This window comes from Streptomyces sp. NPDC002328, assembly GCF_042890065.1.
Lineage (GTDB): Bacteria > Actinomycetota > Actinomycetes > Streptomycetales > Streptomycetaceae > Streptomyces.
Genome location: NZ_JBIARQ010000018.1, coordinates 14984 through 25321 on the forward strand (window position 1 = coordinate 14984; position 10338 = coordinate 25321).

The 10338-nt window shown below is 73.1% G+C and carries 10 protein-coding genes; 5 read left to right on the plus strand and 5 right to left on the minus strand.

What is annotated here, in order from left to right; all coding sequences use genetic code 11:
• Positions 1-9: 9 nt before the first annotated feature.
• A complete protein-coding gene (locus ACFYX4_RS32725) occupies positions 10-1767 on the minus strand; it encodes a DUF885 domain-containing protein (RefSeq protein WP_389340952.1) in 1758 nt (585 codons plus the stop codon).
• A 186-nt stretch (positions 1768-1953) separates the two neighbouring features.
• Between ACFYX4_RS32725 and ACFYX4_RS32730 the strand changes: the two genes are divergently transcribed.
• From ACFYX4_RS32730 to ACFYX4_RS32750, 5 genes are all read left to right on the plus strand, one after another.
• Positions 1954-3555, plus strand: a complete 1602-nt coding sequence (locus ACFYX4_RS32730; protein ID WP_389340955.1) for an ABC transporter substrate-binding protein — start codon at positions 1954-1956, stop codon at positions 3553-3555.
• Between the two features lie 86 nt (positions 3556-3641).
• Positions 3642-4628, plus strand: a complete 987-nt coding sequence (locus tag ACFYX4_RS32735; protein ID WP_389340958.1) for an ABC transporter permease — start codon at positions 3642-3644, stop codon at positions 4626-4628.
• 647 nt (positions 4629-5275) lie between these two features.
• A complete protein-coding gene (locus ACFYX4_RS32740; protein ID WP_389341303.1) occupies positions 5276-5476 on the plus strand; it encodes an oligopeptide/dipeptide ABC transporter ATP-binding protein in 201 nt (66 codons plus the stop codon).
• A gap of 80 nt (positions 5477-5556) precedes the next feature.
• Positions 5557-6453 carry an oligopeptide/dipeptide ABC transporter ATP-binding protein gene (locus ACFYX4_RS32745; protein WP_389341306.1) on the plus strand — a complete coding sequence of 299 codons (897 nt, stop codon included), beginning with the start codon at positions 5557-5559 and terminating at the stop codon, positions 6451-6453.
• Between the two features lie 17 nt (positions 6454-6470).
• Positions 6471-7862: an NAD(P)/FAD-dependent oxidoreductase gene (locus ACFYX4_RS32750; protein WP_389340961.1), complete on the plus strand. Its 1392-nt coding sequence runs from the start codon at positions 6471-6473 to the stop codon at positions 7860-7862.
• A 6-nt stretch (positions 7863-7868) separates the two neighbouring features.
• Here ACFYX4_RS32750 and ACFYX4_RS32755 read toward each other — a convergent pair whose 3' ends face one another.
• Genes ACFYX4_RS32755 through ACFYX4_RS32770 form a run of 4 tightly spaced genes read right to left on the minus strand, consistent with a single transcriptional unit; the run spans position 7869 to position 10337 of the window.
• A complete protein-coding gene (locus ACFYX4_RS32755; protein WP_389340964.1) occupies positions 7869-8057 on the minus strand; it encodes a hypothetical protein in 189 nt (62 codons plus the stop codon).
• A gap of 31 nt (positions 8058-8088) precedes the next feature.
• Positions 8089-8832: an SRPBCC family protein gene (locus ACFYX4_RS32760; protein ID WP_389340967.1), complete on the minus strand. Its 744-nt coding sequence runs from the start codon at positions 8830-8832 to the stop codon at positions 8089-8091.
• A 30-nt stretch (positions 8833-8862) separates the two neighbouring features.
• Positions 8863-10110, minus strand: a complete 1248-nt coding sequence (locus ACFYX4_RS32765) for a cytochrome P450 (RefSeq protein WP_389340970.1) — start codon at positions 10108-10110, stop codon at positions 8863-8865.
• 11 nt (positions 10111-10121) lie between these two features.
• The gene (locus ACFYX4_RS32770) at positions 10122-10337 is read right to left on the minus strand and encodes an MbtH family protein (RefSeq protein ID WP_389340973.1); all 216 of its coding nucleotides are present in this window, start codon (positions 10335-10337) and stop codon (positions 10122-10124) included.
• Between the last annotated feature and the right edge of the window lies 1 nt (position 10338).

Sequence of the window (10338 nt, forward strand, 5' to 3'; positions counted from 1 at the left end):
GGCCTTCACTCATTCGAGTCGAGCGGCCTTCCCCTGGAAGTCCGGTCGGCGGTGGGCCCCGCGCAGTTCTCTCTCCACCCGCCGACGCAGGGCGGGAAACGGCAGTGTGCCGCCTGCCAGCACGGTCTCGTGGAAGGCACGCACGTCGAACGCGGCACCGGCACCGCGCTCGCACGCCGCCCGCAAGGCCGTGAACTCCATAAGACCCGCCCGGTACGTCAGCGCCTGCCCCGGCAGATCGGTCGCGTAGCGCAACAACTCGGTGGTGATCTGTCGTTCGGATTCGGCTGCCGCATGGGCGCGCATGAAGGTGCGCGCCTCCTCCAGTGTCATCGTCCCGAGGTTGAGGCCGGTGTCGACGACGAGGCGCTGCGCGGTGAACCGTTCATGGGCCAGTCGTCCGTACGCGTCCCACGGGTCGTCGTACAGCCCCATCTCCCAGGCGAGTCCTGCCGCGTACTCGGCCCAGCCTTCCTCGAACCCACTGAAGGCCGTCAGCTCGCGTCGCAGGTCGGGCAGCGCGGTGTTCTCGGCCTGGCGGGCGAGGTGGAAGTGGTGTCCGGGCGACAGCTCGTGGTAGATGAGCGCGGCCGCGCCGAGCAGTGACCGGTGCGCCAGGTCCGAGGCGTTGTAGCGGTAGCGTCCCACCGGTTGTGCGGCGGTCGGCGCTTCGTAGTAGCCGAACGTCATCGACCCCTCCAGCGCCGGGTCGAGGCGGGCCACGTCGTAGGGGGCGCGGGGCAGGACCGCGAACCAGCGCGGCAGCAGCGGCGTGAGGCGGTCGAGGTGTCCGCGGTAGCGGGCTTCGACCTCCTCCGGGCTGGCGGCGTACAGGCGCGGCTCGGTCGCGAGCCGTTCGTGGAACTCCGCCTCGGTCCCCGCGAAACCGAGCGTGTCGCGCATCTCCCGCATCCGCTCGCCGAGTTCGCGGCAGTGCTCCCGGCCGAGTTCGTGGAGGCGTTCGGGTGGGGTGTCGCCGGATGTGTACGTCCTGACGAAGGCGCGGTACGCCGCCTCGCCTTCCGGGTAGCGGGACCAGCCGACGGCCTGCGGCGCCCGGCGGAGGTAGGACGGGTCGCTCACGAGGGCGACGAGGCGGTCGAACGCGGGCTCCAGTTCGGTGGCAACGAGCCGCTCGACCGTGTCGCGCAGGTGACCCCGGCCCGCCGCGTCGAGCGGGGCGGGCCGCCCGTCGTCGGCCCGGACGTACCGTGCCGCCGACTCCCGCAGACGGGTGAGCGTGGTGCGGACGCCGGGCAGGGCCGGAGCATGGACATGGATGCCGCGCGCCGCCTGCCCGGCGGCCTTGTCGCCGATCGTCGCGACACAGCGGGCCAGGTCCCGTACGAGGGTCAGGTAGCGGTCCGCGTCGGCTCGGTGCTCGAAGCGGAACGGGCGGAAGACGGTGTCACCGTACTGCTGGAGGCGGAAGAGCTGGTACGGCGTGGCGGTGGGGGTGAGCCAATAGAAGCGTCCCGCCTCCGCTTCCTGTTCGGCAAGTGCACGGAGGAAGCCCGCCGTGTCGGCGGCGGGGCCGGACAGCCCCGTCGGTCGCAGCGCGCCCAGCCGGCTCAGCACCCCTGCCGCGAACGCGGCGCGCTCGTCGGCCTCGGCGGCGGACGCCCCCGGCAGCGATTCGACCGGCAGCCCGCGGCGCGTGCGCAGCGACGGCTCGCGTGCGAGCAGGAAGTCCCAGTACGAGGTCGCGAGTCGGTCGATCTCTCGCGCCGCCGAGTCGTCCGGGGAGCCCCCTGGGTTGATGACCATGGCGCCAGTGTGCGCCGTGAGGTGACGCAGCGTCAGCAACGGGGCCGTGGACCGCGCGTCGGGCGGCCTCACTCGGACGCCTCACTCGGACGGCCTCACTCGGACGGGGGAAATAGTCAGGCATGTTCGCGTACGGCCCGGGAAAGCCCGGCCGGCGCCATCCATCGCGATGGCACGATGTGCGCCATGCACCGCCGGTCCGTGTCGTCTCCCAGGGCTCGGTCGGTCGTGGCGGCGGCCGTCGCCGTCGTGTCAGCCGTGCTGGCCGGTTGCGGCGGCGACATGTCGTCGTCGACGCGCACTCCCGTGGTGGTGGGCGGCACCGTCACGATCGCCACCGCCGCCGAGACCCCGAGCTTCAACCCGTACTCGCAGTTCGGCCTTTCACTGGCTCCCTACGCCTACGACTCCTTGGTCGCCGTGTCGCGGGACGGGCGTGTGGTGTCCGGTCTGGCCGAGAGCTGGCGGGAGGGGGCCACTGCGGCGGGTTTCACCCTGCGCAAGGGGGTGACCTGCTCCGACGGCACGGCCCTGACGGCGTCCGGGGTGGCCCGGTCGCTGCGGTATGCCGGCGACCCCCGCAACCGGCTCATCGGCGCCCGGACCGCCCTGCCGGGTGTGCCGTTCACGGTGTCGGCCGACGACGCGACGCGGACGGTGTCGGTGCGGACCGCGTCGCCGTACAGCTTCATCGTGCGGACGATCGGTCTGCTGCCCGTGGTCTGCCCGGCCGGACTGGCGGATCCCGGCGCGCTGGACAGGAGGTCGGAGGGCACCGGCCCGTATGTGCTGAGCGGCTACGCCTCGGGTGGTCCGTACCTCTTCACACGGCGCAAGGGTTACGCGTGGGGGCCGCGCGGAGCGGGCAACTCGGCTCCGGGGCAGCCGGAACGGATTGTGGTGACGGTGGTTCCGCAGGAGTCCACCGCGGCGAACCTGCTGCTCACGGGCGGAGTGAACATCGCCATGGTGACCGGCCCGGACCGTGCGCGGCTGACCGGCCGCGGGCTGGCGACCGCCCAGGTGCCGACCGTGGTGGGGCTGACCTTCTTCAACGAGCGTTCCGACCGGCCCTTGAGCGATCCGGCGCTGCGCCGGGCGCTGGTCGGGGCCCTGGACCGCAAGGGCCTCGCCAATGTGGCGATCGGTGGGGACGGTACGCCCGCGCGCGCTCTCACCGCCCCGGGCTCCGTCTGCCACTCCGACGTGGCCACGGGGAACCTGCCCTCGCACAGCAGCGCCGTGCGGGCCCTGCGCGCCGCGGGCTGGACGAAGGACGTGCGGGGCAGGCTGGTCAAGCAGGGTCGGCCGCTGCGGCTGCGGCTGCTCAGCAGCGCGGACTTCGGCTCCACCCTTCCGTCGGTCGCCGAACTGATGGCCGTGACGTGGCAGGCGCTGGGCGTGGACGTCGACCTCGTCGGCGAGAGCCGCAACGCGGTGATCCAGGCCATATACGGAAGCGGCGACTTCGACGTCGTGGTCGGCAGCTCACCGGGGCCGCCGCTGCCCGCGCAGCTCGTCCCGTACTTCTCCGGCCCGCCGTCGTCGGGAGGACTGAACTTCGCGCACGTCACCAACCCCGCGTACGACCGCTTCGTCGCCCGCGCCCTGCGTTCGGCGGGCTCGGCCAGCTGCGCGGACTGGAACAGGGCCGCCGCGGCGCTTCTGCGCGCGGCCGACGCGCTGCCCATCGCCGACGGCACGAGCACGGTGTACGGCTACCGGACGACCTTCTCCGTCGCACCCGGCGGGCGGATCGTGCCGACCAGCATCCGCCTGCACAGATAGCCGTGGCGGACGCGCCGCGCTGCCGCCCGCCGGTCCCCGCCAGTCCCGCCAGTCCCGCCAGTCCCCGCCAGTCGAGGAGGTTTCCCATGACGGCCGTGTCCGCGCGGCTCGGTGCCCCGGCCCGCCACCACCCGTGGGCGGTGTTCTGCTGTCGGCGCGCGGCATGGCTGGTCGTCTCGCTCTTCCTCGTCGTCACCGCTTCCTTCGCGATGGTCCGGCTGATCCCCGGGGACCCGGTCCGGGCCGCTCTGGGCGTGGACGCCCCGCCGGACCTGGTGGCGGCGAAGCGGCACGAACTCGGTCTGGACCGGAGCCTGTTGGAACAATACTGGCAGCACCTCCCGCGGCTGGCCCACGGCGACCTCGGGGTCTCGCTGGTGACCGGCGAGCCGGTGGCCGACCTGGTCAGGGCACGCCTGCCGACCACCCTGCTGCTCGCCGTCCTGGCCTTCGCGTGCGTACTCGTCGTCGCGCTGCCAGGGGGGCTGCTCGCCGCGGCGTGGACCCGCGGCGGGCGACGCCCGCGGGCGGAGCTGGCGTTCACCGCCACCACCTCGGTCCTCGCGGGCGTACCGGACTTCGTCCTCGCGACGGGTCTCACCGCGGGGCTCGCGGTCGCCCTCCCCGTTCTTCCCGCCGCCGGCGACCTCGGCCCGCGGTCCTATGTGCTGCCCGTGCTCGCGCTGGCGCTCGCTCCGACCGCGGTCCTGCTGCGGATCGTGCGGGTGGAGACGCTCAAGGTCCTCGCCACGGACTATCTGCGTGCCGCCCGCGCGAAACGGCTGTCCGCCGTCCCGCTCTACCTGCGCCACGTGGCCCCGAACACGCTGACCGCGTCGCTGACGGTCGCCGGGAACCTGCTGCCGGCCCTGATCGCGGGAACGGTACTGGTGGAGAAGGTGTTCGCCTGGCCGGGCATCGGGTCGGCGATGGCACAGTCCGTGGCCGCGCAGGACCACGCGGTCGTCGAGGCGTCGGTCCTGGTGCTGGGCTCGGCCGTCCTCGTGGTGAACTTCCTCGTCGATCTGGCCCTCGCGCTGCTCGACCCGCGATCCGTCATCCGGGAGACGTGATCCCATGGCGCTGTCCTCCCCCTCCTCCCCCTCCTCCCCCTCTTCCCCTCCCTCGCTCACGCCGCGTGCCACCGCCGGCAGGTCCCGTGCGGCCCGCTCGGGCTGGTCCACGCCGATGGGCGTGATCACCCTGGTGATGCTCGGATCACTCGTCGTACTGGCCGTCGCGGGGGCGGTGCTGTGGGGGCAGGCCGCCGAACGACCGGACCCGTCGGCGGTGTTGCGGCCGCCCACCGCGAGCCATGTGCTCGGCACGGACCACCTCGGGCGCGACCTGCTCGCCCGGCTGCTCTCGGCGACCTGGATCTCCCTCCTGCTGGCCGTCGCGGCCACGCTCCTCGGGGCGACGGCCGGCATCACGCTCGGGGCGCTCACCGCCGTCGTCGGCGGACGCGCCCGCCGCCTGCTGGGAGCCCTGATCAAGGTGCGGCGCGACGACGGCACCGCGATCCTCTTCATCAGCCACGACATCGCCCTGGTGGCCGGCGCCTGCGACCGGGTTCTGGTCATGTACGGCGGAACGATCGTGGAGAACCTTCCCGCCCGGGAGCTGGCGACCGGCGCACGGCATCCGTACACGCGGATGCTCGTCGCCGTTCGCCTCGGTCCCGGACCTGCCCTCGGAACGCGACCACCCCCTGCACACCATCGAGGGAGCACCGCCCGATCCGTGCGGTACGGCCCCGGGCTGCCCGTTCCACGACCGCTGTCCGCATCGGGTGGACCGCTGTGCCGTGGAGAGCCCCGTGCTGTCTCCGCTCTCCCCGGAGCACGAGGTCGCCTGCTGGCAGCCGCTGCCCCCGGTACGGTTCCGCGGGCGGCGCGAGACCGAGGAGGCCCAGCAGTGAGGGAACAGGCAGGGCTGGCGCTGTACGACGTCACCGTCCGGCACCACGGACCGTTCGGACCGGTCACGGCGGTGGACGGGGTGTCGCTGGAGGTTCCCCGGGGCACGACGGTCGGCCTGGTCGGCGAGTCCGGTTCGGGAAAGTCCACGCTGGCACGCGCGGTCGTCGGGCTGGACAGCCCGTGCGCCGGGCGGATCACGGTCGGCGACCGGGAGTACCGAGGCCGCCGGGCGGCGGACCGGCGTCGGCGGGGCCGACAGGTGCAACTGGTGTTCCAGGACCCGGACACGGCACTGGACCCACGCATGACGGTCCGTCAGTCGCTCGCCGAAGCGGCCGGGGCCTTCGTCCGGCTGGACCGCCGCAGCCGCGAACAGCGCGTCGGCGAACTGCTGGAGCTGGTCGGTCTCGACGCCGGCTGCGCCGACCGGCTGCCTCGGCAGCTCTCGGGCGGCCAACGCCAACGTGTCGCTGTCGCCCGCGCGCTCGCCGTCGATCCGGCGGTGCTCGTCGCCGACGAGGTGACCTCGGCTCTCGACGTGTCGGTCCGGGCGGCGCTGCTCACCATGCTCCGGGAACTGCAACGGCGCATGGGCTTCGCCATGCTGTTCATCAGCCATGACCTCGCCGCCGTCCGCCATGTGTCGGACGTCGTGGCCGTGATGTACCTCGGCCGGATCGTGGAGATCGCCTCCACCGAGAGTCTGCTGCGCGGCCCGCGGCATCCCTACACCCGAACGCTGCTGTCCGCCGTGCCGAGTCTGCACGCCGGGAGACGCCCGGACGGGGAACCCCTGCTCGCCGGTGAGGCGCCCGACCCCGCGTCGCCGCCGGCCGGCTGCCGTTTCCATCCCCGCTGCCCCGTCGGACCGGACCGGCATCCCGGACGGGACGTCTGCGCCGCACGGGACCCGCAGCAGGACGCGGCCGGTCAGCCGCATCGCGCCGCCTGCCACTTCCCGTACCGGACGTCATGACGGCCGGGGAAGCGGACATGCCTCCGTCCGGCGCGGACGCGGTCGTCGTGGGGGCCGGTGTGATCGGTGCCGCGGTGGCGCTGGAACTGGCGCGCACCGGTCGGCGCGTCGTGGTCGTCGACAAGTCGGGCGGCGTCGGGCACGGATCCACCAGCGCCTCCAGCGCGATCATCCGTTTCGACTACTCGACCTGGGACAGTGTCGCCACGGCGTGGGAATCCCGGCACTGCTGGGCACGCTGGGCGGAGCACCTGGGCGCCGTGCGCGGCCCCGGTCTGGCGGCGTTCCGGCGGACCGGAGCGGTGCTCCTGGACGCACCGGGCTCCGGGACGTCGGAGGTCGTCGCGCTGTTCGAGCGTGCCGGTGTGCCGTACGAGCGCTGGGACGCCGCGACGCTGCGCGGCCGGCTCCCCGGTATCGACGCGGGACGATACGGGCCTCCGAGGTCACTGCTCGACGATGCCTTCTTCTCCGGTCCGGATGGGGAGCTCGGCGCGTTGTTCACCCCCGACGCGGGCTTCGTCGACGACGCCCGGCTCGCGGCACAGAATCTCGCGGACGCGGCGGCTCGCCTCGGGGTGCGTTTCCTCTTCCGGCGCGCGGTCGTCGGTGTGCTGCGCGGTGAGGGCCGGGTGGCGGGCGTCCGGCTCGCCGACGGCACCGTGATCACGGCGCCGGTGGTGGTCAACGCCGCGGGGCCCTGGTCGGGCGGGTTCAACCGGACGGCCGGGGTCGGGGCCGAGTTCACCGTGGGGGTGCGCCCGTTGCGCCAGGAGGTCCATCAGGTGGCCGCGCCGGTCCGCCAGGGCGACGGGAGCGCCTCAGGCCCGGGCGGCACCAGGACCGAGTCCGGCCCGGGCGGCACCGGAACCGAGTTCGGCCCGAGGGCCACGGGGACCGGGTCCGGTCCGATCGTGGCCGATGTCGACCTCGGGACCTATCTGCGCCCCGCCGGCGGACACCTCCTCATCGGCAGCACGCTGCCCGCCTGCGACCCCAGGGAGTGGCTCGGCGATCCCGACGAGTGCGACCCGCGCCCGACGCCCGCCCGGTTCGAGACCCAGGTGACCAGGGCAGCACGCCGGTTCCCGCTCCTCGGCGTGCCGAACCGGCCGACCGGCATCGCCGGTGTCTACGACGCCGCCGACGACTGGTCCCCCGTCTACGACCGCACCGATCTGGCCGGCTTCTACGTCGCCATGGGCACGAGCGGCAACCAGTTCAAGAACGCTCCCCTCGCGGGCCGGTTCCTCGCCACCCTGGTCGACCGCGTCGAGGCCGGCCACGACCACGACCGCGATCCCCTGCGGTACGCGGGGGAACACACCGGCCTCGTCGTCGACCTGGGCGCGTTCTCCCGCAGGCGGCCGCTTTCCGAGGGGGCCGCCTCTCGGACCGTCATGGGCTGAAGCGGTCTACCGGCGGCCGGGCGCAGACGCCGAGCCGAGCTTGGAGCTCAGCACCGACAGGAAGGCCGGCAGCCTGGCCACCGCGGATTCGGGAACCGGGGTGACCTGGATGGTGTCCCGCACCACGTCCTGCACGATGAGCTTGTAGGCGCCGTCCTCCTCGACGAGTTCGGCGGCGTAGAGCAGTGTTTCCACCAGAGGCCCTTCGGTTGTGTCGTACGACGGCTCAGGCGCCGTTGAGCCAAGCGTTCCACGCCTTGGTCGCCTGCTGTTCGTCCGTGCCTTCGGCGAACAGGTGGTGGCCCAGCCAGATCGGCCAGTTCCAGGAACTGCCGTTGAAGAACCGGTACAGCGCGTCCGGGCCTCGCAGGCCGACGAAGTCGGGGCTCAGCCAGTCCACGACCACCTGCGTCGAGCCGCCGTCCGTGCCCGGGAGGTCGACCGACAGCTCGTCGCCGACGGCCGCGTCCTCGTCGAGGCCGAGCCGCCGGCGCAGGGCGGCGAAGTCTGCGGGGTCCTCGGTGCACTCCTCACGAGCCGCCCTGACGTAGACGGCGGGGCGGCCGGCGAAGTGCCTCAGGTACTCGGGAAGGGAGTGCTGGTAGAAGTCGACGTGCTTCTCGGCCGCGTCCGCCTTGGTGTCCCAGTTCCAGGTGTCGTCGACGACGCCCGTGTGCACCCAGTGGATGCCCATCCGCAGGTGGCTCGTGCCGCCGTCGGCCGGCTCGATGCGGTAGGTGAGCGTGTTGGAGAACCCGCCGTCCTGGGTCGCCCGGACCGCGAAGTGGTGCGGCGGCTCCCACGCCACGACGGTGCTGTCGCCGCGCGTGGCCTTTCCGCCGACGCGCGGCTCGACCTCCATCGGGTACAGCCAGCCGAGGTTGCCGGCGCCGGTGGCGACCGCGTCCCAGACCTGTTCGGGCGTGGCGGGCAGGTCCTGTTCCCGGCGGACCTCGAGCTCTCGGGCCATGGTCACTTCTCCTTCGTCGTGGTTCTTGGGTCAGTAGGTGAGCGGAAGCGCGGTGAGCCGCCGTTGCAGCGGGTTGGGCCGCCAGTCGAGGACCGCGCCGTCGGCCGGCCGCAGGTGCGGGAGCCGGCGGACCAGCGTGCCGACGGCCACCTCCGCCTGGAGCTTGGCCAGCGGGCCGCCGAGGCAGAAGTGCGGGCCGTTGCCGAAGCTGAGGTGCCGGTTGCCGGGGCGGGTCAGGTCGAGCCGGTCGGGGTCCTGGAAGCGCTCGGGATCCCGGTTGGTGGCGGCGAGGAACAGGTAGACCAGCTCGCCCGCGCGCAGTGTCCGGCCGCCGATCTCCATGTCCTCGGCGACGACCCGGACGATGGCCTGGGTCGGCGTGTCGTAGCGGGCGAGTTCCTCGACGGCCGGGCGGATCAGCGCCGGGTCCTCGCGCAGCCGGGCCAGTTGGCCGGGGTGGCGCAGCAGGGCGAGCATGCCGTTTCCGACCAGGTGGGTGGTGGTCTCGTCGCCGGCGGTGATCAGGACGAAGCAGGTGGCCAGCAGTTCGGAGTCGGTGAGACGGTCGTCCTGTGCCTGGGTGGCGACCAGGGCGCTGATGAGGTCGTCGCCGGGGTCCGCCCGGCGGCGTCGGACGAGTCGGGCGAGGTACTCCTCGTACTGCTCGATCGCCGCCTCGGACTCGTCGATGTCCTCGCTGAGCCGGCCGAAGCGGTGGAACCAGGTCTTGACCCGCGGGATGTCCTCGGGCGGGATGCCGAAGAGCTCGCAGACGACGGACATCGGCAGCGGGGAGGCGACGGCCTCGAGCAGGTCCATGGCCGGCCCGGCCGCGACCGCTTCGTCGACGAGCCGGTCGACGATCCGCTGGATGCCGTCGCGCAGGGCTTCGACGCGCCGGGCGGTGAAAGCCCGGTTGGTCAGTTTGCGCAGCCGGGCGTGGTCCGGCGGGTCGGTGTTGCTCATCACCCGGCCGAGCCGGTCGGTGAGGCGGCTGAAGGCCTTGAGGTCGCCGCCGAGCGCGGTGTAGGCGCGGGTCATCCGGTCCCGGTCGTTGGACAGCCGCAGGTCGCTGAGGGCCGCCTCGACGTCGGCGTACCGGGTGAGGTACCAGATGCCCTGGGCGCTGCGGTGGACCGGGTCCTCGCGGCGCATGCGGGCGTAGAACGGGTACGGGTCCCGGCGGGCCTCGGGCGTGAGCAGGGCCGCGGCGAGGTCGTCGGACCGGGCGAGGCCCGCGCTGTCGCGGGCCTCGTCGGTGGTCTCGGTCAGGTTCACTGCGGACCGCGCTACCGATGGGCGTTCATGGCGTCGGCGAGGCTCTTGGGCCGCATGTCGGTCCAGGTCCGCTCGACGTACTCCAGGCAGGCGGCGTGGGTGTCGGGTCCGTGGGCGACGCTCCAGCCGTCGGGGACGTCCGCGAACTGCGGCCACAGCGAGTGCTGGTTCTCGTCGTTGGTGAGCACGAGGAAGGTGCCGTCCTGGTCCTCGAACGGGTTGGTCATG